21 protein-coding genes are annotated in these 24,001 nt (G+C 63.7%); 9 read left to right on the forward strand and 12 right to left on the reverse strand.

Annotation, left to right across the window (positions count from 1 at the left end; genetic code table 11):
• Positions 1-266 precede the first annotated feature (266 nt).
• Both NKJ57_RS17605 and NKJ57_RS17610 read right to left on the reverse strand, forming a co-directional pair.
• Entirely contained in the window at positions 267-1,505 is a 1,239-nt protein-coding gene (locus tag NKJ57_RS17605; RefSeq protein ID WP_352511590.1) for a CmpA/NrtA family ABC transporter substrate-binding protein, read from the reverse strand.
• 2 nt (positions 1,506-1,507) lie between these two features.
• The gene (locus NKJ57_RS17610) at positions 1,508-2,110 is read right to left on the reverse strand and encodes an ANTAR domain-containing response regulator (protein ID WP_023667842.1); all 603 of its coding nucleotides are present in this window, start codon (positions 2,108-2,110) and stop codon (positions 1,508-1,510) included.
• Between the two features lie 282 nt (positions 2,111-2,392).
• Between NKJ57_RS17610 and NKJ57_RS17615 the strand changes: the two genes are divergently transcribed.
• Complete coding sequence (locus NKJ57_RS17615) at positions 2,393-4,681, forward strand: mechanosensitive ion channel family protein (RefSeq protein ID WP_352511462.1); 2,289 nt, start codon at positions 2,393-2,395, stop codon at positions 4,679-4,681.
• A 177-nt stretch (positions 4,682-4,858) separates the two neighbouring features.
• Here the strand turns inward: NKJ57_RS17615 and NKJ57_RS17620 are convergent, their stop codons facing one another.
• The 3 genes from NKJ57_RS17620 to NKJ57_RS17630 form a co-directional block, all read right to left on the reverse strand.
• Positions 4,859-6,346, reverse strand: a complete 1,488-nt coding sequence (locus NKJ57_RS17620) for an aldehyde dehydrogenase (RefSeq protein WP_352511461.1) — start codon at positions 6,344-6,346, stop codon at positions 4,859-4,861.
• Positions 6,343-7,536 carry a cytochrome P450 gene (locus tag NKJ57_RS17625; protein WP_352511460.1) on the reverse strand — a complete coding sequence of 398 codons (1,194 nt, stop codon included), beginning with the start codon at positions 7,534-7,536 and terminating at the stop codon, positions 6,343-6,345. Before NKJ57_RS17625 ends, NKJ57_RS17620 begins: the two co-directional genes overlap by 4 nt.
• 63 nt (positions 7,537-7,599) lie before the next feature.
• Positions 7,600-9,048, reverse strand: a complete 1,449-nt coding sequence (locus NKJ57_RS17630; protein ID WP_352511458.1) for an APC family permease — start codon at positions 9,046-9,048, stop codon at positions 7,600-7,602.
• A gap of 167 nt (positions 9,049-9,215) precedes the next feature.
• Between NKJ57_RS17630 and NKJ57_RS17635 the strand changes: the two genes are divergently transcribed.
• Genes NKJ57_RS17635 through NKJ57_RS17660 form a run of 6 tightly spaced genes read left to right on the forward strand, consistent with a single transcriptional unit; the run spans position 9,216 to position 15,667 of the window.
• Entirely contained in the window at positions 9,216-9,986 is a 771-nt protein-coding gene (locus NKJ57_RS17635; RefSeq protein ID WP_352511457.1) for an IclR family transcriptional regulator, read from the forward strand.
• Positions 9,986-11,269 carry a Tm-1-like ATP-binding domain-containing protein gene (locus NKJ57_RS17640; RefSeq protein WP_352511456.1) on the forward strand — a complete coding sequence of 428 codons (1,284 nt, stop codon included), beginning with the start codon at positions 9,986-9,988 and terminating at the stop codon, positions 11,267-11,269. Before NKJ57_RS17635 ends, NKJ57_RS17640 begins: the two co-directional genes overlap by 1 nt.
• Positions 11,266-11,928 carry an HAD family hydrolase gene (locus NKJ57_RS17645; protein WP_352511455.1) on the forward strand — a complete coding sequence of 221 codons (663 nt, stop codon included), beginning with the start codon at positions 11,266-11,268 and terminating at the stop codon, positions 11,926-11,928. Before NKJ57_RS17640 ends, NKJ57_RS17645 begins: the two co-directional genes overlap by 4 nt.
• Before the next feature lie 20 nt (positions 11,929-11,948).
• Positions 11,949-13,298, forward strand: a complete 1,350-nt coding sequence (locus NKJ57_RS17650; protein WP_023745655.1) for an aspartate aminotransferase family protein — start codon at positions 11,949-11,951, stop codon at positions 13,296-13,298.
• Between the two features lie 33 nt (positions 13,299-13,331).
• The gene (locus NKJ57_RS17655; protein WP_023686940.1) at positions 13,332-14,639 is read left to right on the forward strand and encodes an aminotransferase class III-fold pyridoxal phosphate-dependent enzyme; all 1,308 of its coding nucleotides are present in this window, start codon (positions 13,332-13,334) and stop codon (positions 14,637-14,639) included.
• Complete coding sequence (locus tag NKJ57_RS17660) at positions 14,636-15,667, forward strand: phosphotransferase enzyme family protein (protein WP_352511454.1); 1,032 nt, start codon at positions 14,636-14,638, stop codon at positions 15,665-15,667. The genes NKJ57_RS17655 and NKJ57_RS17660 overlap by 4 nt, the downstream gene beginning before the upstream one ends.
• 17 nt (positions 15,668-15,684) lie before the next feature.
• Here NKJ57_RS17660 and hpaH read toward each other — a convergent pair whose 3' ends face one another.
• Genes hpaH through NKJ57_RS17685 form a run of 5 tightly spaced genes read right to left on the reverse strand, consistent with a single transcriptional unit; the run spans position 15,685 to position 20,303 of the window.
• Positions 15,685-16,494, reverse strand: a complete 810-nt coding sequence (gene hpaH, locus NKJ57_RS17665) for a 2-oxo-hept-4-ene-1,7-dioate hydratase (RefSeq protein WP_023710038.1) — start codon at positions 16,492-16,494, stop codon at positions 15,685-15,687.
• A complete protein-coding gene (locus tag NKJ57_RS17670; protein WP_027050173.1) occupies positions 16,488-17,363 on the reverse strand; it encodes a fumarylacetoacetate hydrolase family protein in 876 nt (291 codons plus the stop codon). The genes hpaH and NKJ57_RS17670 overlap by 7 nt, the downstream gene beginning before the upstream one ends.
• Positions 17,364-17,392: 29 nt before the next feature.
• The gene (gene hpaD / locus NKJ57_RS17675; RefSeq protein WP_027050174.1) at positions 17,393-18,373 is read right to left on the reverse strand and encodes a 3,4-dihydroxyphenylacetate 2,3-dioxygenase; all 981 of its coding nucleotides are present in this window, start codon (positions 18,371-18,373) and stop codon (positions 17,393-17,395) included.
• Positions 18,374-18,387: 14 nt separating this feature from the next.
• Positions 18,388-19,905 carry a 5-carboxymethyl-2-hydroxymuconate semialdehyde dehydrogenase gene (hpaE, locus tag NKJ57_RS17680; RefSeq protein ID WP_027050175.1) on the reverse strand — a complete coding sequence of 506 codons (1,518 nt, stop codon included), beginning with the start codon at positions 19,903-19,905 and terminating at the stop codon, positions 18,388-18,390.
• An 11-nt stretch (positions 19,906-19,916) separates the two neighbouring features.
• On the reverse strand, positions 19,917-20,303 hold the full coding sequence (locus NKJ57_RS17685; protein WP_023695203.1) for a 5-carboxymethyl-2-hydroxymuconate Delta-isomerase: 387 nt from the start codon (positions 20,301-20,303) through the stop codon (positions 19,917-19,919).
• 201 nt (positions 20,304-20,504) lie between these two features.
• Here NKJ57_RS17685 and hpaR point away from each other — a divergent pair, with 201 nt between their 5' ends.
• Positions 20,505-20,900 carry a homoprotocatechuate degradation operon regulator HpaR gene (gene hpaR, locus NKJ57_RS17690; protein WP_023704722.1) on the forward strand — a complete coding sequence of 132 codons (396 nt, stop codon included), beginning with the start codon at positions 20,505-20,507 and terminating at the stop codon, positions 20,898-20,900.
• A gap of 10 nt (positions 20,901-20,910) precedes the next feature.
• On the opposite strand, the gene NKJ57_RS17695 is transcribed toward hpaR, so the two are convergent.
• Together NKJ57_RS17695 and NKJ57_RS17700 are read right to left on the reverse strand one after the other, a co-directional pair.
• Positions 20,911-21,420: a flavin reductase gene (locus NKJ57_RS17695; RefSeq protein WP_023667825.1), complete on the reverse strand. Its 510-nt coding sequence runs from the start codon at positions 21,418-21,420 to the stop codon at positions 20,911-20,913.
• A gap of 6 nt (positions 21,421-21,426) precedes the next feature.
• Positions 21,427-22,971 (reverse strand): 4-hydroxyphenylacetate 3-hydroxylase N-terminal domain-containing protein, encoded by a 1,545-nt coding sequence (locus NKJ57_RS17700; RefSeq protein WP_352511453.1) that lies wholly within the window; start codon positions 22,969-22,971, stop codon positions 21,427-21,429.
• Between the two features lie 92 nt (positions 22,972-23,063).
• Between NKJ57_RS17700 and NKJ57_RS17705 the strand changes: the two genes are divergently transcribed.
• A complete protein-coding gene (locus NKJ57_RS17705; protein WP_352511452.1) occupies positions 23,064-23,933 on the forward strand; it encodes a helix-turn-helix domain-containing protein in 870 nt (289 codons plus the stop codon).
• Positions 23,934-24,001 lie beyond the last annotated feature (68 nt).

The raw sequence follows: 24,001 nt of genomic DNA on the forward strand, positions 1-24,001 counted from the left end.
TACATCCGGGATCGCGTCGTTGACCTGAGCGGCAGCTTTGCCTGTGGCGCCCGCCATTGGACGCCTGTTCCGTGACCCGCGAAGGGCCTGACTAATTCAAAGCAGGAACCGTGCCAGTTTTGGGTGAAACGAAAAACCTAAATGAAATCAACATTACGCGCCAGATGCCGGCACGCGAGGCGACATCGCAAGCAGATCAAAGATTGTTCACTACAGCAATCGCACGCACATTTTTTGTGCAATGCACAAGAATGGCGCGAGAATGATCAGGCTTCCGCGCGAGCCGCTTTCTGGCGCCCTATGTAGCCGTCGATCTCGTCGGGGTCGAAGGTCTGACCGTCGAAGAAGCCGTCCGGCCCAAGCACCAGGCCTGCCCCGGTCGCACCGACAGCCGTGGCGACCTTAAGCGCGCCCTCGACCTTCGCATTGGCGCCGGGAAGTGCAACGCCAAGCGGCTTTAGCGCCGAGCGGTAGAGGTCGGGACGGTAGCAGTCACGGGCGATAACAAGGTTTTCCGGCGTGTGCTCGACATGCCCCCAGCGCACCATCTGCGTATAGAACCACAGCGCATGGCTCTTCCACGGAAAGTTCGCCGCCTTGTCGAAGGGCAGGAAGAAGTCGTCGACATCCAGTTCGGCGCCGCCGCCCAGTTCAAGATGGCCGGTCAGGATCGGCATCTGGACAGCTGGTGGCAGGCCGAGGAAGCCAGCTTGAGCCATCACACCAGCCAGTTCGGCGTGGTTGCCCCGATCCTGGCACCAGCGCGCCGAATGATGCAGCGCGCGCAGCAATGCTGCCAGCGCGACCGGGTTCTCCTGCGACCAGGCCTTGCGCACGCCGATCACCTTCTCCGGACTGTTGCGCCACAGCAGCGCCTTGACGGTGACGATATGGCCGGTGCCGGCAGCGACCGAGGCGCTGTTCCAGGGCTCGCCGACGCAGTAGCCGTCGATCCGCCCAGCGGCCAGCGCATCGGCCATGAAGGGCGGCGGCACGATGACGATCTCGATCTCGCGCTCCGGATCGATGCCGCATCCGGCAAGCCAGTAGCGCAGTTCGTAATTATGCCCCGAATGCGGGTGCACCACGGCAAAGCGCAGCGGATCGCCGCCAGCCCCGGCGCGCTCGCGAATGAAGGCACGAAGGGCTGCGCCCGCGCGCGCGGGCTCGAGATCGGGTATGGCGCCGTGTGCCGCCATGCCTTCCCAGACGGCGTCGGAGATGGTGACGCAATTGCCGCCAAGCCCGAGCGAAAACGGCACGATGGTCTCGGAAGCAAGCGGCGTCAGCCCGAGATTGCAGGCGAGCGGCATCGGCCCCAGCATGTGCGCCAGGTGGAAATGGCCGATGGCGATGCGGTCGCGGATGTTGGCCCAGGAGGTCTCGCGGTGCAGTGTGAGATCGATGCCCTCGCGCGCGGCAAATCCAAGCTCACCCGCCGCAACCAGCACGGCACTGTCGAAGAGCGGCATGAAGCCGGCGGTGATCTGGTGCTCGGCGCTCATGCTCATTCGTCCTCCGACGGCCCGAGCAGCCCGGCGGCAGTCACCAGGCTCTGGGCAATGTCGCCGATCTTGCGGTTCTGGTTCATCGCCGTCTTGCGCAGCAGCGTGTAGGCGGCCTCTTCGGTCAGGCCGCGCGACTTCATCAGGATGCCCTTGGCACGGTCGATCACCTTGCGGCTCTCAAGCTCGCCTCGAACCTCTTCCAGCTCGCGCGCCATGCGCGAGAAAGCGTTGAAGCGGCTGACCGCCATGTCCAGAATCGGCTTGACGCGCTCTTGCCTGAGGCCGTCGACGACATAGGCCGAAACGCCGGCATCGACCGCCGCTTCGATCGATGCCTGGTCCGATCGGTCGACGAACATGGCGATCGGCCGCTTCACCGCACGCGACAGCTGGAACATGTTTTCCAGCATGTCGCGGTTCGGGTTTTCCAGGTCGATGACGATGACGTCCGGCTCGATCTCGGCGATCCGCCGCGCAATGCCGGTCACGTCGTGGATGACGGTGACCCGCTCATGGCCGGCCTCGCGCAAACCTGCCTCGATGATCGCGGCGCGGATACGGTTTTCGTCGATGACCAGGACGGCGAGTGAGCTGCGGACCATGCGTGCATTGTGGGCAAGGTCGCAAAATTGTGCAATGCGGCATGGTCACAGGCTCCCGCCGCGGAGCAACCGACGACCGACAATGACCCGGTCTAGGTGGTCGGGACAAGGAATGCAGCGCAACGCTGGCACTGGTGATGACAGCCTTGCTGGTCGCCTGGTGCCCTACCCAACGGTCTAGGTGCGATGAGACTTGCACCGCAACATCGGCTTGTTAAAGGTGGGGGCAACGACGGACATAGCTGTCCTTGCTCGCCGATCTGACCGGAAGGTTACCGCACGATGCTGCTCATGAAACGACGATTGGGGGCCAGGGAGCCGGCGCGCCCAGCACGGCGTCCCGGGAACCTGACGGCGATGTTCGTCCTGATAGCCGGGCCGCTCGTCCTTGGCATCGCCCTCCTGTTGGCTGGTCCGGCACAGGCCCAGGCACCGGCCGCCGTCACGCCCGACAAGGTCAAACAGCTGTTCGAGCTTCTCGACGATCCGTCGGTGAAGGCCTGGGTGGCCGAGCAACGAAATCAGGGCGCAGGATCGACGGAAGCGCCTGCCGAGACTAGCGCTCCGCCGGCCGACGCCGTGGCCGCACCGGGCCAGATGAATACTATGGCATCCTCGACGCTCGATCGGATCAAGCATCACATCGAAAAGATCGTGCGAACCTTGCCTTCGCTGCCGGACCAGTTCGCGCGCGTCCGGGCCAATACCATGGACGATATGTCCAGCAAGGGCCCCGTCAGCATATTGGTGCTGATTGCGATCTTTATCGCTGCCGGCCTGGCGCTCACCTGGGCAATATACAAGCTCACCCGTCCATTTCGTCTTTGGATCATCGCGCAACCCAGAGATACGCCCATCGGGCGGGCCAAGAAGATCGGCGGCCGCACGCTTTATTCCAGCATGATGATCGGCTCGTTCGCGCTGGGCAGCGCCGGTGCGTTCATGCTGTTCGACTGGCCAGCGCTCATCCGCGAGATTGTGCTGACATTTCTGATGGCTGCGGTCTTTACGTGGGCTGTGCGCCTATACGTGATGGCCACACTCGTCCCTTCTTTCATGGAGGTCGAGCACGCCATCGAGGTTCGTGCCCTGCCGATCACCGACGGAGCTGCTGACCATTGGGCTTATTGGCTGCCCCGGATCGTCGGCGTTTTCGCCTTCTTCGCCGCCGCGTTTGTCCTCTTGCCGGGTCTCGGCATAGACCAGGACGGAATGATGGTCCTGTCCGTCGGCGCCGATTTCATATTGCTGTTGCTCTTCCTGCTGGCCATTTGGCGTCGGCCAAGAACGGAGCGAGACGGCGCGCGCCACAGCGGTCACACGGCAGTGACATGGTTGTTGACGGCTTATTTCGTCGTTCTGTTCCTCGAACGCATTGCCGGCCTCTACACATTCTTCTGGTTTACATTCACCGCATTCTTCCTGCCTTTGGCAATTGTGCTGACAGAGCGCGGGGTTAATTTCGTCCTGCGGCCCGGTTCGGAAGATGCGGGCCGGCCGACGATCCCGGCGGTAACGATCGCTGTCATCGATCGCGGTATCCGGATGATTTTCATCCTCGCGGCGGCTTACCTTCTCGCACGCGTACTGGGCCTGGACATGCAATCCATGCGCGGCAGCGATACGACCACCATGCTCATATTGCGCGGCTTGATCAACGTCGTGGTCATTGCCCTTGCTGCCGATTTCGGCTGGTCGATCATCAAAGCCTTGATCGAACGAAAGCTGGGCGTCGCGATACCGCAAGCCGTGATGGGCGAGGAGGACATCCTCACCCTCGATCCGCATCAGGCGCGGCTGCACACGCTGTTGCCGATCATTCAGAACATTCTGCTCGCGGTGATCATCGTGATGGCGGTGCTGATGATGCTCGCTTCGATCGGAATCCAGATCGGCCCGCTGATCGCCGGCGCCGGCGTCGTCGGCGTCGCCGTGGGTTTTGGCGCGCAAACCATCGTCAAGGACGTGATCTCTGGCGTGTTTTATCTGCTCGACGATGCTTTCCGTGTCGGCGAATACATTTCATCGGGCAGCTACAGGGGTACGGTGGAGAGCTTTTCGCTGCGCTCGGTGAAGCTGCGCCACCATCGTGGTCCGCTGTTCACGATACCTTTCGGTGAACTCGGCGCCGTGCAGAACCAGAGCCGTGACTGGGTCACCGACAAATTCAACATCACCGTTGGCTATGACACCGATATCGACTTTGCTCGCAAACTGATCAAGCGAATTGGCCTGGAACTGGCCGAAGATCCGGAGTTCAAACACTGGGTGATCGAACCGATCAAGATGCAGGGCGTGCAGGAGTTCGGCGAGTACGGCATCGTCTTGAGGGTCAAGGTTACGACCAGACCTGGAGGCGCCTTCAGCATGAAAGGCAGGTTCTTTTTGCGCCTCCGCCAGGCCTTCAAGGAGCAGGGCATCGAACTCCCATTCCCGACCGTCCACGTCCAGGGGCTGCAAGACCCGCATGGGACAGAGAATGCGCCTTTGGAGATCACACCCGAATTACGAATGGCCGTCGCCCAGTCGCACACCAATCGGCGCAGAAAAAAAGCGAGCACAACGGAGTAGGACGCCGTGATACCGGCCGGCCGCAACACGGCTTTCCGCGCAAAACCAGGACCCACGACACCACGCTAGTCGGAACTGCCGATAGCGGTGACGCGATCGCCGCCAACCAGCACCAGCGTGGCGTTTCTGAGGCCAAGCTTGACGAAAAGAGCAGATATGCTGGCCTTTCCGCGAGGCTCAGAGCGCAATCCAGGCGGTCTTGAGGTCGACAAATTTCTCCAGCGCATGCAGCGACTTGTCACGGCCGAAACCGGACTGTTTGACGCCGCCAAGCGGCACGGTGATATCGGCTCCGCCATAGGTGTTGACGTGGACGACACCGGCGTTGATGGCGCGCACCATGCGATGGGCCGTGGAAAGATTGGCGGTCCACACCGCCGAGGCAAGTCCGTAGACAGTGGAGTTGGCGAGATGCACCGCCTCCTCCTCGGTCCCGAAGCGCATCACGCCGAGCACCGGTCCGAACACCTCCTCGCGCGCCAACTGCATCTCTTGCGTCACGTTCTCGAAGATCGTCGGCGCCATGTAGCTGCCGCCAGTCTCGGTCAGTATCCGTTCGCCACCGGCGACGAGACGGGCGCCTTCGGCTTGCGCCATGGCGACGAAGCCGAGATTCTTGTCCAGCTGTTCGGCGCTCGATACCGCACCGATATCGCTGGCGAGATCGAGCGGGTCGCCGACCTTGAGCCGCGTGGTTGCCGAGACAAGTTCGTCCATGAAAAGATCATAGACCGACGACTGGACGAGCAGACGCGAGCCCGCCACGCAGACCTGGCCTGAATTGCGAAAGATGCCGTTGGCCGAGACGACCGCCGCCTGCTTCAGGTCCGGAGCGTCGGCAAAGACGATGTTGGGCGACTTGCCGCCAAGCTCGAGGAAGACCCGCTTCAAATTGGAACGGGCGGAGTATTCGAGCAGCCGCCGGCCGACCGGCCCCGATCCGGTAAAGGCGATGGCGTCGACATCCATATGGAGGCCAAGCGCTTCGCCGGCGACAGCACCATGACCGGTAACGACGTTGAACACGCCTTCGGGAAGTCCAGCCTCGCTTGCGAGTTCGGCCAGCCGCAGCAAGGTCAGCGACGCGATCTCCGGCGGCTTGACGACGACGCTGTTGCCGGTGGCCAGTGCGGGCGCAATCTTCCAGGCGCCGATCATCAGCGGGAAGTTCCACGGCACGATCACGCCGACGACACCGAGTGGCTCCCTGTGGATCAGCCCGAGCACATTGTCGGCCGTCGGCGCGATCTCGCCATAGACCTTGTCGATCGCCTCGGCGTAGTAGCGGATGGTGCCGGCCGCCGACAGTGGCTCGGCCTTGTAGGCCATGCCGATCTCGGTGCCGTTGTCGCGCACGCCAAGCACGACCAGCTCGTCGACATCTTCTTCGATCAGCTCGGCAAATTTCGTCAGCACCTTCTTGCGAAAGGCAGGGGCGGCGCGCGACCATGAACCCTTCTCGAATGCTTTTCGCGCCGATCGCACCGCGCGATCAATGTCGGCGGCATTGCCGTCGGCGATGCTGGCAAAAGGGCGGCCGTCGATCGGCGAAATCACCGCCAGCGTCGCGCCGCTCGTCGCTGCGGCCTGTACGCCGTCGATAAACAAGCCCCGCTCGCCGATCTCCGTCTTGCGCAGCGCGTCGATGGCATTCTGGCTGATCATTGGTGGCGGACTCCCAGGGAAACATACAACGTGGTTGGCGCGCGGAATTCCCAGCCGCGAAACACCGGCACCTTGCCTGGCACCAGGCTGAGATCGGGGAAGCGCAGGAGCAGCAGCCTTAACGCAAGGCACATCTGCTCGCGCGCGAAAAACCGGCCCGAACAGAAATGATGACCAAAGCCGAAGGCGGCATGATTGCCTTCCCTGCGGTTGATGTCGAAGCGGTCTGGATCGGCAAAGCGGCTCTCGTCGCGGCTTGCCGAGGAGACAAGTGCAGCGACCGCGGCGCCGGCAGGGATCGTTACGCCGCCAAGCTCGACCGCCCGCGTCGTCTGCCGCGTCTGGGTGCCGATCGGCGCCACCCAGCGCAAGCCTTCATCGACAGCCCTGGGCACAAAGGTCTCGGGATCGGCGAGCACCTGCCGCACTTGTTCGGGATGCGCAAGCAGGCCGGCGAGGATCGAACCGGCACCATGTCCGGGCTCCTGCATGCCGCCAAGCAGGATGACCTTGATGCTTGGCATCAAGGAATCGATCGGCCGCGTCGTGCCTTCCGGCATGCCGTCATGCAGCATATGCGATAGCGCCGAGTCGTCGGGTGCGCGCGCAAGTGTATCCAGAGTCGGCCGGATGGCTGCGCCGACCTCGGCGCTGATCGCGTCGGCGATCTCTTGCCGCTTCGGGTCGTTCTCGAAATTGATGGCGCCCTGCGCAAGGCCATAGAACCAGCGGCGCAGCGTCGGTATGTCGATGTCGGCAAGGCCAAGCGAGCGCGCCAGGCTGAGCGTCGACACCGGCTCGAAATAATCCGCCATCAGCTCGGCGGAGCCTTGTTCGGCGATCCGGTCGAGAAAAGGTTCGGCAATCGACCGTACGAGATCGCCGGCATAGGCGGCGACGGTGCGCGGCCGGTATTTCGGATCGACGCCTTGGCGCAGCTGTCTATGCGTTTCGCCGTCGGTGGTCAGGATGGTCGGCTTGCCGAACGAGCGTTCGACCGGAGACGTACCGACGACGGCGGAGAAGATGTCGGGTGACTTTGCGACGGTCTCGACGTCCTTCCAGCGGGTGACGAACCAGAGATTGACCGCCGGCACGAAAGCGACAGGCGCACTGCGCCGCAGTTCCGCATAGATCGGATACGGATCGGCTTCCAGCGCCTCAACGGTGATGCTCTCGGCAAAGCTCAACGCCGTTACTCCCTTGCGATGGAAAGGGGCGGCGCCGAACGCGCTACCCCCTTGTCCTTTGTCCTAGTCCTTCAGCGGCACGCCGAGATTTTCGAAGGCAACCGGATCCCGGCTCTTCAACGCACCGGCAAGCAGCAGGCCGACCACCGCGGCAATCAGCACCAGCCCCGGCAGCAACACGCCAAGGAAGCCACCGGCCCCGGACAGGCCACCGAAATTAATGACGATCAGGTAGATGATGACGACGAAAGCGATGAAGGCCAGCCCAGGCAGGATGGTGGTCTTCAGCGCATTCTCCTGCGTCGACGGGTTGGCGCGGAAGTACATCACCACGGCGAGCGAGGCCACCGCCATCATGACGATGACTCCCAGCGTCGCGACATTGGTCAGCCAGGAAAACAGCGCCAGAACCGGATCGAGGCCGAGTATCGCGAACAGTCCGATGACGATCGCTGCCAACACGCTCTGGATGACGGAAGCGACATGCGGGCTCTGGTGCACTGAATGCGTCACGCCGATCGCTTCAGGCAACAGCTTCTCGCGGCCCGAGACGTAGATGTAGCGGGCAACCGCGTTGTGGAACGCCAGCACGCCGGCAAACAGGCTCGACACGAACAGGATGCCCATGGCGTGCGACAGCATGGTTCCGGCGTAGCGGTCGGACAGGCCGAACAGGAAAGTCGTCGGATCCTGAAGCGCCTGCAGTGCCGGCAACAATTTGTCGACGCCGGCGCCGACCGCCATCAGCCAGGCCGTGACCATGTAGAAGACGCCGATCAGCAGCACGGAGAAATAGGTGGCGCGCGGAATGGTCACCTTGGGGTCGCGGGCTTCCTCGGCGTAGATCGTCGTCGCCTCGAAACCGATGAAGGCGGCGAAACAGAACAGGATGGCGATGGCGGGCGAGCCGCTGACGATCTGGGTCCAGCTGAACGGCGCCGCCGAGAGGCCGCTGTCGCCACCGGTCTTGAGGATGGCGAGGTCTAACACCAGCACCACGATGTATTCGCACAGCACCAGCACCGTCAGGATCTTGGCCGAGAGGTCGACCTGGCGGTAGCCCAACACCGCGACGATGGCGACGGCGATGAAGCTCCACACCCACCAGGGCAGGTCGATGCCCCAGCCGGCGAACAGGCCGGCGGTCGCGGCCCCCAGCAGGCCCATGACCCCGATCTGCATGGCGTTGTAGGACAGGATCGCGATGATTGCGGTTGCGCCGCCGGCAAAACCGCCGAGCCCGCGCGCGGCATAGGCATAGAAGGCGCCGGCATTGCCGACATGGCGCGACATGGCGACGTAGCCGACCGCAAACAGCAGCAGCAACACGGTCACGATAAGATAGGTTCCGGCAAAGCCCGCCCCATTGCCCATAAGCATGCCGAGCGGCGTGCCGCCGGCGACCGCGGTGAGCGGCGCCGCCGCCGAAATCACCATGAAGGTGATAGCGCCGACGCCAAGACTGTTCTTGCGCAGCCTGTTGGCGGGCGCCAGTTCCGAAACTGCTGACATTTGTCCCTCCAGTCTTACGAACCCCTGGGTTCGCGGCCGCTCGGCCTGTTCCCTAAAATGCCATCGGTTCATTATTTGAACCCTTATTTTGAATATAGACTTGCAAAGAATGCGGATGCCTGTCAAGTTAATTCACACATTAAGTTTCTATCCGAGCGGGAGGCTGGATGGGTACGGTCGGCAAGGCGATTTCACTTCTGGAGCTGTTCACGGCGGACGAGCCCGAGTTCGGACTTTCCGATCTCGCGCGGCGGTGCGCCTTGGACGAGGCGACGACGCGGCGGCTGCTGATGGCGCTGGGCGGCCATGGCTTCGTCGAGCAGGATGCCGGCACGCGGCACTATCGCCTCGGCGCCGGCCTGTCGCGGCTGGCGCGTATCCGCGAAGCCTGCTTCCCGTTCCTGCAAACGGCAATTCCCGTGGCGCAGGATTTGGCGGGTTCGACAACCGAGACGGTGCATCTGTCGGAATTCGGCGTCGACAGACTGATCACCGTCCATGTCGAGCATTCAAGCTGGGCAAACAGGGTGAACATCGATATCGGCCAGCTTCTGCCGCTGCATTCCACCGCCTCCGGCATCGCCTATCTGGCCTTCGCCGACAACGCGACGGTGAAAGCATGCCTGACAGGTTCGCTTGAGGCCTTCACCGATCATACCCTCGTCGAGCCGGCCGCCATTTCAAAGTCGATCGGCGAGGCGCGCGACCGCGGCTATTCGATCTGCGACCAGGGCCATGAGGACGGCGTGATCGGCGTCGCGGCTGCAATCCGCGCCGCCGATGGTCTTGCGCTGGGGACAATTGCGGTGGCAGCCCCGAAGGCCAGGACGACACCGGCTACGATCGTGGAACGAGGGCTTGCGGTTGTGACCGCAGCACGGGAGATTTCGATGCGCCTCAATGGCGAAAACCTGCAAACCCTGAGGAGGCAGGCCTGATGTCTGCAGATATGGCGACGCCCCGCATCCTGGTCATCGGCACGGGCGATACCAAGACCGACGAACTGCTGTTCATGAAAGCGTGTATCGAGGCATCCAGTGGCCGCGCCGTGATGATGGATGTCAGCGTGCTGGGCGACCCCGCCTATAGTCCCGATCACGACAAGCATGCCGTTGCGCGGGCCGCTGGCGTGACGATGGCCGAAATCGTCTCGAGCGGCGATGAAAACACCGCCATGACATTGATGGCCGTCGGCGCCGTTCAGCTGGTGCGCCAGCTTCACCAGCGCGGCGAGATCGACGCCTTCATCGCCATCGGTGGTTCGATGGGAACCGATTTGGCGCTCGATGTCGCGCTGTGCCTGCCGCTCGGCGTGCCGAAATTCGTCGTCTCGACCATCGCCTACTCGCACCTCATTCCGCCCGAGCGTGTCGCGCCCGACCTGATGATGATCCTGTGGGCAGGCGGGCTCTACGGCCTCAACACCATCTGCAAGCTGGTCCTTTCCCAGGCCTGCGGCGCGGTCGTCGGTGCGGCGAGGATCGTGCTTGCATCCCGTGCTTCGGCCCCGGCGGTCGGACCGACCATCGGCATGACTTCGCTGGGCAGCAGTTGCCTGCGCTATATGAAGACGCTGAAGCCGGCGTTGGAGCAGCGCGGCTATGATGTCGCGGTCTTTCACACCACCGGGATGGGCGGCCGGGCCTTCGAATCGATCGCCAGCCAGGACCATTTCTGCGCGGTGTTCGACTTCAGCCTGCAGGAGATCACCAATCATCTTGCCGGCTCGGTCGTCAGCTCCGGCGCCGACCGGCTCGAGAATGCCGGCGCCCGCGGCATTCCGCAGATCGCAGCCCCTGGCGCCGTAGACATGGTCGATTTGCCGACCTGGCAGGCGCTGCCGACAAAGTTCGCGCAGCGGCCATTCCATGCTCATAACAGGTTGATCGGCTCGATTACCGTCGATGCCGCCGACCGCCGTGAAGTCGCCAGGACCGTCGCCGCCAAGCTCGGTGCGTCGAAGGGGCGCTCCGCTTTCATCCTGCCCTCCGGCGGCATCCAGGAATGGGATGCGCAGGGCGAGCCGCTGTACGAACCCGAAGCCCTCGCGGCGTTCACCGATGAGATGCGCAAGGCCATTCCCGCCGGCGTCGAGTTCCACGAGATCGACGCCCACATCAACAGCGACGAGTTCGTCGGCAAGGCGCTCGAAATCTTCGACCGCTGGGTCGAGGAAGGCATCATCCCGCGCGGCATGCCGGCCAAGGGAGTGGCTGCGTGAGCGCTGTTCCTGCCCAGGCGCTCGTCCTCGATTTCGGCGGCGTCGTCACCCGGACCCTTTTCGAGACCCATGCCTTGACCGAACAGGCGCTCGGCCTCGCGCCGGGAACGCTGCAATGGTACGGGCCGTTCGACCCGGATTCAGATCCGCTGTGGCGCTCCATGCAGGCCAACGACATCAGCGAGCGCGATTATTGGCGCACCCGCACCAGCGAAGTCGGCCGGCTCGTCGGCGAGGACTGGGAGGCAATGGAGACATTCGTCCAGCGCGCACGCGGAGCCGAGCCGGAAAAGATCGTGCGGCCCGAAGCCGTCCGCGCAATCCGGACCGTGCATGCGGCGGGATTTCGCCTGGCGATCGTGTCCAACGAGCTAGATCTGTTCTATGGCGCCGGCTTCCGTCAGCGGCTGCCGCTGCTCGAGCTGTTCGACACCATCGTCGACGCCACTTATACCGGCATCCTCAAGCCCGATCCGCGCGCCTATGCCTTGGTGACCGAGGCGCTTGGCCTGCCTGCCGGCGCCTGTGTGTTCGTTGACGACCAGCAGCGCAATGTCGATGGCGGCCGTGCCGCCGGCATGCGCACCGTTCATTTCGACGTCGCGCGGCCGGCACTTTCCTATGCCGAGGCCCTCGGCCATTTCGACCTCATCTCCTGAGACATTTGCGGAGCCTTGCGATGCGCGACATCAATTTCCTCACCGAGAAAAACGCCAAGCCGATCTGGCATCCGATGGCACACCCGGCCGAGATGCGGGCCAACCCGCCAAAGGTGATCATGAAAGGCGAAGGCGTGATGGTCACAGACATCGACGGCAACACCGTGCTCGATGCGGTTGGCGGACTGTGGAACGTCAATCTCGGCTACTCCTGCGACCCGATCAAGAAGGCCATCGCCGACCAGCTCAGCGCCCTGCCCTACTATTCCGGGTTTCGCGGCACGTCGACCGGCCCGTCGATCGAGCTCGCTTACGAACTCAGCGAATGGTTCGAACCGGAAGGCATGGTGCGGACCTTCTTCACCTCGGGCGGCTCGGATTCGGTCGAAACCGCACTGCGGCTCGCCCGCCAATACTGGAAGATCCGCGGCCAGGGCGACCGGACAAAATTCCTCGCGCTGAAGAAGGGCTATCACGGCACCCATTTCGGTGGCGCGTCAGTCAACGGCAACGCCAATTTCCGCCGCAACTATGAGCCGCTTATGCCCGGCGTCTTCCACATTCCCGCACCCTGGACCTTCCGCAATCCGTTCGATGAGACCGATCCGGCGCGGCTGGCCAAACTGTGCGCCAAAGCGCTGGAGGATGAGATCGCCTTCCAGGGCGGCGACACTATTGCCGCCTTCATCATGGAGCCGGTTCTCGGCGCCGGCGGCGTCATCGTTCCGCATGACAGCTTCATGCCGCTGGTGCGCGAGATATGCGACCGCCACGAAATCCTGCTGATCGCCGACGAGGTGGTCACGGGCTTCGGTCGCACCGGCGCCTGGTCGGGTTCGCGGCTATCCGGCGTGAAGCCGGATTTCATGACCATCGCCAAGGCGATCACCTCGGGCTATTTCCCGCTCGGCGCCACCTTGATCGGCGCCAAGGTCGCCGACGTCTTCGAGGCCGACAAGACCAGCTTCGGGGCGATCGGTCATGGCTATACCTATTCCGGCCATCCTGTCGGCTGCGCGGCAGGGCTGGCTGCACTTGTCGAGACCAAACGGCTTCGCCTGGACGAGAACGCAGCCGCGCGCGGCATCGAGCTGGCGGCGATGCTGGAGGGGCTAAAAGCCAAGCACGCGATCGTCGGCGACATCAGGTACAAGGGCCTGATGGCTGCGCTAGAGCTGGTCTCCGATCGCACGACGAAAAAGCCGGTGGACAAGAAGACCATGGCCGTGGTTTCGGAAGCCACTTATGACGCCGGCGTCATGCTGCGCGTGTCCGGCAACAACATCATCCTGTCGCCGCCGCTGATCATCGGCGCCGCCGACGTGGCAAAGATCGGCGAGGCCATCGATGCAGGTCTGTCGAGGGCCTGATGGACCCGCTGACGCAATGGAGTTTGGTACGCAATGACCCAATCTGAGAAGAACCCGAGCGAGGAAGCGCTCGTCAAGCGGCGTGCCCGCCTGCTCGGCGCGAAATCGCAATTGTTCTACGACGAGCCCGTGCACCTGGTGCGCGGCGAAGGCGTCTGGCTCTACGATGCCGACGGCCGCAAGTATCTCGATGCCTACAACAACGTCGCCCATGTCGGCCATTGCCACCCGCATGTGGTCGAGGCCTTGTGCCGTCAGGCAAGCCTGCTCAACACCCACACACGCTATCTGCACACCGCAATTCTCGACTATGTCGAGCGGCTGACGGCGACCTTCGATGCAAGCCTCGCCACCGCAATCCTGACCTGTACCGGCAGCGAGGCCAACGACATAGCGCTGCGCATGGCGCAGGCCGCCTCCGGCAATATGGGCATCATCGCCACCGACGCCACCTATCATGGCAACACGGCGGCGGTTTCGCAGCTCAGCACGCGCATGCCTCCGATCCGCGGCCGCGCCCCCCATGTCAGGCTGGTGCCGGCCCCCGACAGCTATCGCCATCCCGATGCGATGGCCAATGGCAAGGCCTTCGGCGACGCCGTGCGTCAAGCGATCGCTTCGCTGGCACAGGACGGCATTGGCCTGTCTGGCATCATCTTGTGTCCGCTGCTCGCCAATGAAGGTTTCCCGGCTCTGCCCACCGGTTTTTTCGACGACGCCTTGGGGGCCGTGCGCGAAGCCGGTGGTCTGGTCATCGCCGACGAAGTGCAGCCCGGCTTCGGCCGCACCGGCAGCCATTTCTGGGGCCATCAGCGCGCCGGCTTCGTCCCCGACATCGTCACCATGGGCAAGCCGATGGGCAATGGCCATCCGATCGCGGCCGTGGTCACCACCAAGGAGATACTGGCGACCTTCCGCGACGCTTTCCGCTACTTCAACACCTTCGGCGGCAACCCGGTCTCCTGCGCGGTCGCCAATGCCGTCCTCGACGTCATCGAACAGGAAAACCTTGTCGCCAACGCGCAAGACGTCGGCGCTTATGCGCTTGGCCTGCTGCGCCCGCTGGCCGATCGGCATGAGTGCATCGGCGAGGTCAGGGGCGCCGGACTGTTCTTCGGCGCCGAGCTGGTCCACGACCGCGACACGCGCGAACCGGCGCCCGACATTGCCGAGCAGGTCGCCAATCGCATGCGCCATCGCGGCGTGCTGATGGGCAAGACCGGCATCCACGGCAATGTGCTCAAGATCCGCCCGCCCATGCCGTTCTCGCGTGACAATGCCGACTTCCTGATCGGCCTGCTGGACGAGGTGCTGGGCGAAGTCGGCGGAGTGCCGGCGTGAATTCTGTTTCCACCCAATCCGAGCCCGAAACGGCAGCCGATGTCACGGAGCTCGCCAGGCGTGCGCTCGAACATTGGGGCGTCCGCAACTCTGAGCCGGAACTTCTGAAGCACCGCGAGAACGCCGTCTTCCGCGTGCGGCTGCCGGATGGCCAGCCGGCAGCCATGCGCATCCACCGGCTCGGCTACCACACGGACGCCGCGCTGCGTTCGGAACTGCAATGGATGGGCTTCCTGCAATCCGCCGGCGTCGCCACGCCGTCTTGCGTCGCAACACAGGCCGGCGATCCGTTCGTACTTGTCAGCACGGCCACCTCGGCGCAGCCCCGGCAGGCCGATTGCCTGAGCTGGCTGGAGGGCCGCGCCGTGGGCGCACGCGGCGTGCCACTGGCCTACACGGCCGACCAGTCGATCCAGATCTTCACGGCGATCGGGCGGACCATCGCCCATATGCACAATGTCACTGCCTCGTGGGCGCCGCCCGCGGGCTTCGCCCGCCATGCCTGGGACTTCGACGGCTTCTTCGGTGCGAACCCGGTCTGGGGCCGGTTCGAGACCTCGCCCTTTCTCGATGGTCCTCGCCGCGCGCTGGTCTTGCAGGCGCGCGACAAGGCAGTGAAGGCGCTGTCGGAACATGAGCGCAGCGCGCGCAATTTCGGCATCATCCACGCCGATCTGGTGCGCGAAAATGTGCTCATCCATGACAGCGCGGTGCGCATCATCGATTTCGACGATTGCGGCCATGGCTGGCACATGTACGACCTTGCCGTCGCCCTCTATCAGAACCGCGAGGAGGCGATCTACCCGCTGATCGAAACCGCTTTGCTTGACGGCTACCAGCAAGAGCGTGCGCTGATCCCGCAGGACATCGCCGCATTGCCTCTATTCGCCGCGTTGCGTGCCTTCGCCTTTCTTGGCTGGGTGCAAAGCCGCGTCGAAGGCGACATCACCAGGGATGTCGGCTTGCGGATGTCGACCATCGCAGCCGATGTGGCGATTGACTACCTGCGCGGCGAACAGCCCAACTGACGAGCCGATGAGAGCCGTCAGCTCTTGGCGAAATGGATGCTGACCGTTCCCGAGCTGCCGAAGTCGGCGACGATGGTATCGCCGGGCCGCGCCTCGACCGGGCGCACAAACGATCCGGACAGCACCACCTCGCCGGCCGCGATGGACATGCCGTAGCGGGCGAGCCTGTCCGCCAGCCAGGCAATGCCCATCGCCGGATGGTTGAGCACGCCGGCGCCAAGCCCGGTCTCCTCGACCTCCGCATTGCGCGAGACGATGGCGCCGATCCAGCGCATATCGGCTTCATCGGGTCGTTGCGGCCGGCCGCCGATGACAATGCCGGCATTGGCGGCGTTGTCGGAAATCGTATCGAAGAAAGTGCGCGCCTTCTTTGTCTCGGCATTGACGCGTTCGATGCGCGTGTCGAGGATTTCGAGCGCCGGCGTGATATAATCGGTGGCGTTGAGCACGTCGAAGATGGTCACGCCTGGGCCCCTCAGCGGCGCCTTCATGACGAAGGCTATCTCGGCCTCGACGCGCGGCTGGATGAAGCGGCCGACGGGTATCGTCGCGCCGTCGTTGAAGAACATGTCGTCGAACAGCACGCCCGAATCCGGCGTGTCGATGGCGAGCGCATATTGCATCGCCTTCGATGTCAGGCCGATCTTCCAGCCCTTCGGGGTCAGCCCGGCATCGGTCTTGCGTTTCACCAGCGCTGCCTGGACGCGATAGGCATCCTCCATCGTCGCGTCGGGAAAATCGAGGCTGAGCAGACGGATCTGGCGGCGCGAACGCTCGGCTTCGAACAGCCTTGCCGCGGCATCTTCAACTTGCTCGGGGGTCACGATGCTGCCTCGTCGACGACGCCGTTGCGGAGCACGCCGATGCCGTCGGCTTCGACTTCGATCACGTCGCCCGGCTTCAGCCAGATCGGCGGGTCGAAGCGGGCGCCGGCGCCGGTCGGCGTACCGGTGACGATGATATCGCCTGGCACCAGCGTGGTGAAGGTGGAGACATAGGCGATGATCTTGCGGAACGAGAAGATCATCCGGCTGGTGCGGTCCTGCTGGCGCAATTCGCCATTGACGCGGGTGGTCAGCGCGATGTCGGCAATCTGCGCCTCGTCGGTGAACGGCACCAGCCACGGACCGAGCGAGCCGGTGCGGTCGAAATTCTTGCCCTGCGTGACGTTGAACTTGGCGTGCCGTACCCAATCGCGAATGGTGCCTTCGTTGCACAGGGATAGTGCCGCGATATGGTCAAGCGCATCCCTCTCGGCGATGCGTCGTCCACCCTTGCCGATGACGATGACGATCTCGCCCTCATAGTCCAGCTGCGGCGATTCCGGCGGCCGCACCAGCGGCGCGTTGTGGCCGACGAAGGAGCGGGGGAAGCGGATGAACAGCGACGGGTTCGAAGGCGCGGCCTGGCCGTCCTTGTACTCTTCGTTGCGGTCCGGGTAGTTGACGCCGACGCAGATGATCTTTTCCGGCGACGGCACAGGGATTTCATAAGCGATGGCGCCGACTGGAAAATCGACGGCGTGGGCTTCGGCCTCTTCCGCCAGCCGCCGTAGCACGCCGGCCTCGATCACTTCGCGCAGCGTCGGCCACTGGCTGTGCCGCGCCGACAGGTCGACGACGCCCTTATCTGTGACCACGCCATAGCGCGTCTTGCCGCCGACGGTGAAGGTGGCGAGCCGCCCAGGTGCAGTCATCCCGGTCTCCGTCAGGTTCGCGTCTGTGGTCACGGTGCGATGATCGGCGACGCCGTCAAATCCGGTTGGCGTGCGGCCGCGCCGGCAAAGGTGCTGCCCTCCTCGAACCAGCTTTTCGGCGCCGGCGCGCCCCACAGCGTCTGGCGCTGCGGGTCCTTGAGGTCCCACTTGATCGGCTCCAGATCCGGATCGACCGTCTGGTAGTCCGAGCAGTAGATCTCGATGCGGTGATTGTCCGGGTCTCTGACATAGAGGAAGAAGGCGTTGGAAATGCCATGCCGGCCGGGGCCGCGCTCGATATTTGCGAGGTAACCCGTCGTCGCCATCAGATCGAGCAGGTCGATGATGTTGAGCGGTGTCGGCACCCAGAAGGCGACGTGATGCAGGCGCGGACCCACACCGTTGGTGAAGGCGATGTCGTGGACGCCGCCCTTGCGGTGCGTCCAGGCCGCCCACAGCTTTCCGCTACTGGCATCCTCGGTGTATTCGGTGACGCGGAAGCCAAGCTCGTTGTAGAAGGCGACGGACTCGTCGACATTGGGCGAGAAGCAGTTGAAGTGGTCGATGCGCAGCGGCTTCACGCCCTTGTAGAGCGCATATTTCTGATGAATCGGCGGCAGCCTTTCCATTTGGGCAAAGAACTCGAGCGGAATGCCGTGCGGGTCGCGGGTGCGGAAGGTGCGCGACTGGTACGGTCGCTCGACCCACTCGACCGGCAGGCCTTTTGCCTTGAAGAAGTGCTCGGCCTTGTCGAGATCCTCATCCGAAAAAACCTTGAAGCCGAGATCGCGGGCTTCGGCGCTGCCGGCCTTCTTCAGCACGATGCAGTGGTGTCCGCGCTCTTCCAGGGCCCTTAGATAGATGGCGTCCGATGCCTCGTCGGTAACCTGCAGGCCAAGCGTGTCGACATAGAAGGCGCGGGATTTCGCTAGGTCGGTGACCGCCAGTTCGACATGGCTGAGGCGCACGATGTTGAAGGCGGGATAGAGGTTTGGTTTGGGCAGTGGCATGCGATGTCCTCCGGTCAGCCGCCGAGTTTCTGGATCGTGTGCGCTGAAGTGGCGAAGGCGATGTTCTTCGTCTCCATGTAGAAATCGAAGGAATGGTCGCCGCCGTCGCGGCCGATTCCGGAATTCTTGACGCCGCCGAACGGCGTCGGCAAATGCCGCACATTCTCCGAATTGACCCAGATCATGCCGGCGTCCAGCGCATCGGTGAAGCGGAAGGCGCGGGTAACATCCGACGTCCAGAGATAGCCGGTCAGGCCGTATTGGGTGTCGTTGGCCAGCGCCAGCGCTTCGGCCTCGTCCTTGAAGGAAATGGCAGTCAGCACCGGCCCGAAAATCTCTTCCTGGGCAATGCGCATCCTGTTGGTGGCCCCGGTAAACAGCGTCGGGCTGACATAGCAGCCACCGCCCGGACCGGCGAACTTGCCGCCGCCGGCGGCTACCACCGCGCCTTCCGATTTGCCGATCTCGATATAGGAAAGCACCTTTTCCTCGTGCACCGGATGGATCAGCGGACCAACCACCGTTTTGGGATCGAGCGGATGGCCAACCTTGATGCGCTTTGCCTTCTCCGCAACCAGATCCGTGAATGTGTCGTAGACCGAGGCTTCGACCAGAAGCCGCGACGATGAGGTGCAGCGTTCGCCGTTGAGCGAGTAGATCATGAACACGGCCGCATCCGCCGCACGTTCGAGATCGGCGTCGGCGAAGACGATCACCGGGTTCTTCCCGCCCAGTTCGAAATGCACGCGCTTCAGCGTATCGGCGCCCTGTTTCATGATCATCGAGCCGGTGCGGCTCTCACCGACAAAACCGATCGCCTTGATGTCAGGGTGCTCGGTCAGCGCCTTGCCGGCGTGCTCGCCGAGGCCGTTGACCAGGTTCCACACGCCTTTCGGCAGGCCGGCCTCCTCGGCGATCTCGACCAGCAGGCGAGCGGTCAGCGGCGAAAATTCGGCCGGCTTGTGGACGACGGTGCAGCCTGCCGCCAGCGCCGGCGCGATCTTCCATGTCGACAGCATGAACGGCGTGTTCCACGGCGTGATGATGCCGACCGGGCCGATCGGCACGCGCGTGGTGATGTTGACCTGGCCTGTCGTGCGCAGCGTCTCGCCGTCGCGCGCTTCCGGCGCGCGGTCGGCGAAGAAGCGGAAATTCTCGGCGCCGCGCAGCGCGGCCTTGGCCATGAATTTCAGCGCCTGGCCGGTGTCCATGCACTCGACGAAGGCGATCTCCTCGGCGCGCGCTTCGATCGCATCGGCTATCTTGTGCAGCAGCTTCTTGCGCCCGTCGCCCGGCATGGCGGCCCAGGCCGGGAACGCCGCCTTTGCCGCCTTGGCGGCGCGGTCGATATCGGTGGCGCTGCCACGCGCGACCTTGGCCAGCGGCTTGAGATCGACCGGCGACATGGCCTCGAAGGTCGAGCCATCCACCGCCGGCACCGCTTCGCCGCCGATCTGGTTCAGCACGCCGTCGCGCTTGAAACGGGCCAGATAGGCCTCGGCCTTTTTCAGATTGCCTTCGAGGTCGGACATATCAGCTTCCGTCACTTGCCGCGCAGTCGCGGGTGGATTGCATTTTTCTTCCAGCTCAGGACCGGATCGATTTCCCTGATCTCCAGGGAAAGAGCGAAATGCGGGGTCTCGAACAGGGGGGCGAGGTATTCGCTCACGGCGGAGAAGACCGCCTCCCCGGTTCGTCTCTTGTCCTCGGCACTGCGGCCGGTTCCAATGCGAAACGACATGTCGAGAAAGGCGTTTTCCGGCAGGCTGTCGGCGATGGCATAGGCTTCCGCACGGAAGGCCCGCACCCGCACCGCGCCGGTTTCAAACAGCCCGGTGCCGAGCACGGTGCGCAACACCAGCGCGCACAATTCGCTCATGTCGACCTTGGCATCGAGGTTGGCCGAATACTCGATGGAAAAGTGAGGCACCGCGTCTCGCTCCCCGTATTGTTCCACTGCTGTAGTTAACGCGTTAATTACATGCAGCATCACTGAAGTCAAGCCTTGCATCCAAGTTGAGGCGACGATACGGGATGGAAAGGTCAGGTTTTGGCGTGCGGTCCCGCCGACCGCCCGCATCATTGGGGACGCTGCTTCTTGCTGCCTGAAAACACCCGTCGTTCTCTGCCGATGGCGCTGCTCCATGCCCGCGAAGTGGTGATGGCGCGGTTTCGTCCAATGCTGGCGGCGCATGATGTGACCGAACAGCAATGGCGCGTGCTGCGCGTTCTGAGCGAGGCCGGCCCTGTCGAGGCGACGGAACTTGCCGATCGCGCTTCGGTGCTGCCGCCCAGCCTGACACGCATCATCAAGACGCTCGAGGGCCGAAAATTCATCACCCGCAACAAGGCGGAAGGCGATGGCCGCCGTGTCGTGCTGACGATCGCCCCGGCGGGTTCCGCCCTGATCGATGCCTTGTCGCCGGAACGCCTCGTCATCTACCGCGACATCGAACAGCGCTTCGGACATGAGAGGCTCGAGCAATTGCTCGATCTGCTGGAGAGCCTGATCGCCGGCGAGAGCTGATTGCTGCGGCTCAGCCGCCAAAGCTGCCAAGCCGCGTCGGCTGCGTGTAATTGCGGTCGACATAGAGCAAGGCCGAGCCGCCGCTGCCGTGCCTGACGTCGATAACGCGGCCGATCATGACATTATGCGTGCCGACGATGTGCACATCCTCGATCTCGCAATCGAAATTGACGATCGCATCGGACAGCGCTGGCGTCCCCGAGGTCAGCGTTTGCCAGCGCGCCGCCGAATAGCGTGCCTCCATGTCCCTGGTCGCGCCGGCGAACTTGCCGGCCAGGTGCATATGGTCATGCGTCAGCACGTTGACGCAGAAGCGCCGGTTGGCGAGAAACATGGCCGCCTGCGTCGAGCGGCCGTTCATGCACACCAGCAGTGTCGGAGGTTCGTCCGACACACTGCACATGGCGGTGGCGGTGAAGCCGCCGCGCCCGGCCGGGCCATCTGTCGTGACGATGTTGACCGGCGCGCAGACCCTTGCCATGGCGTCGCGGAAATCGGCCTTCGAAATCTGCGTGGCCATCTGACATCACCCCGCCGATGAAGCGAGCGGATTGAGCCAGGTATCTCCCGTCCAGCCATTCTCGCCATAGTCGGCCATGCAGGTATCGACCAGTTCTTCCATGGCCTTCAGCCGGCCGCCGCGTTCGGCGCCCTTCAGCACCTGCAGCCGCACCTCTTCCGGCGCACCGGCATAGTTGAGTTCGTAGAGCGCGTGGCGGCCGCCGAACTCGGTGCCGGTCGCGTCCCACAACAGTTTCATGATCTTGATGCGCTCGACATGGCCCATGTCGTTGGAACCGCGCACATACTGCGCGAGGTATTTGTCGATCTCGGGATTGTTGAAGTCGCGCACCGATGACGGCAGGTAGATCAAGCCGGAGGCGATCACCCGGCGCACCGTGTCGATGACGCGCGGATAGGCTTCCGACATGAAAGTCCGGTAGGCAAGGGCTGCTTCCAGGTTGGGCAGGACAGCGCCATTCGCCCAGGGGATCGGATTGTAGGCCATGGCGTTGGAAAAGCTCCAGAACATGTGCCTGAGCGCGATGACCTCGCCCAGCGCCGCCTGGTTGCCGCGGAAGGCATCGCCGCCGGTGGCGCGCAGCGCCTTTGCCAGCAGGCCGGCGAGGAAGTCGAGCTTGACGGCAAAGCGTGTGCAGCCCTGGAAGCAATAGCCATGCATGAAGCCCGAAGCCGGATGGAAGGACAGGATTTTCTGCGCCTCGCGCAGCACCAGCACGTCCTCCCAGGGGATGAAGACATTGTCGAGCACCAGGATGGCATCGTTCTCGTCGAAGCGCGACGACAACGGATAGTCGAACGGAGCCGCCGCCGTGTTGGCCGTCTGCTCATAGGAGACGCGGCAGAACATCTTTACCCCCGGCGCATTCATCGGCACGATGAACATGACCGACAGCGACGGATCTTCGGTGACCGTCGCCGAACTCTGCGCCAGGAAATTGTAGTGGGTCAGCGCCGAGGACGTCGCCACCACCTTGGCGCCGGAGACATAGATGCCGGCGTCGGTCTCCTTGGTGATGTGGACGAAGACATCCTTCACCTGTTCGGCCGGCTTGTGGCGGTCGATCGGCGGGTTGACGATGGCGTGGTTCATGAACAGCACGGCTTCCTGCGCACGCTTGTGCCAGGCGAGCGCATTGTCCTTGAACGGGCCGTACCAGTCGGCATTGGCGCCGAGCGTGTTCATCAGTGCCGCCTTGTAATCGGGCGTGCGGCCCATCCAGCCATAGGACATGCGTGACCACTCGGCGATCGCGGTCTGCTGGGCCGCGAGTTCGCCGGAGGATTTGGCGACGCGGAAATATTTGTGCGTGTAGCCGCCCGAACCAGTATCGGTCGGCGAGGTCAGTGTGCCCCGCCGCTTGGGAACGTGCAACGCATCATAGAGGCGCGCCAGCGACCGCGCCGAATTGCGCATCGCCGGATGGGTGGTGACATCGGCAATGCGCTCGCCGTTGATGTAGACCTCGCGGCCGTCGCGCAGGCTCCCCATATACTCGGCCCCGGTGAACGGGCGCCCATTGTCGGCACGAAAGTCTTCCGATCGCATGATGTTCCTCCACTTATGGCATCAACTCTAGCGCTCCTGGCAAGGATCGGTTAGGACGTAACGGCAAAACCGATTGGACTTTTTCCGGCGCTATGAGCCTCAATTCCATTCCTGATTTCTTTGTCTATGGCGAGCCGGTGCGGCCGCTCGATGTCGGCTTCCTGCATGTCGAGACGGTGCTTGCGCGCGGCAATATTCATCTCGGCCAGGTTGCCGCGCACAAGCATCCGCAAATGGGCCAGATCACCTACTGGACCAGCGGCTCCGGCACCTACCGCATCGAAGACCAATCCTGGGACTTTTCGGCGCCGGCCGTCAGCTTCGTTCCGAGCACTATCGTGCACGGCTTCTCGATCGGGCCCGGCACCGACGCCATCGTCGTCTCGGTCGCCGACGATGCGCTTGGGGCAATAGCCGCTCACGGCCTGCTGCCATTGGACCGGCCGGTCTTTGCCGATGGCCATCCTCAGCATGTCGCGTGGAAAAGGCTGGCGGCGGTGCTGGAGATGATCGCCGCCGAATATGCCGAGGCGCAGGCGGGCAGTGACAAGACCCTGCCGGCGCTGATCGCCGTCGCGCTCTCGCACATCGCGCGCCTTGGTCCCGAGGTGAAGGATGCCACCGGTTCTTCCGATGCTGCATTGGCGCGCGGCTTGCGCTGTCTGGTCGATGCGCATTTCCGCGACAACTGGCCCGTCGACCGCTACGTCGAGGCGCTGGCCACGACACCGCATCTTCTCGACAAGGCCGCCCATACGGTGCTTGGCAGCGGCGTCAAGCGACTCATCGGCGAGCGACGGTTGGTGGAGGCCAAGCGCTTGCTGCTGTTCACCGTGCGCACCGTCGAGGACATCGCCTACGAAATCGGCTTCGAAGATCCGGCCTATTTCTCACGCTTCTTCCGGGAGCGGGTTGGCCAGGCTCCCGCCGCCTGGCGCCGCGCGCAGCTGGGGCAGAGTTGAAGCTTCGGCGCCGGCCAGGATCAGGCGTTTGGGCCGACACGCCGGCCAGGCACGGCGCCGCCGAGTTT

The sequence above is a fragment of the Mesorhizobium sp. M0077 genome, assembly GCF_040322955.1.
Taxonomy (GTDB): domain Bacteria; phylum Pseudomonadota; class Alphaproteobacteria; order Rhizobiales; family Rhizobiaceae; genus Mesorhizobium.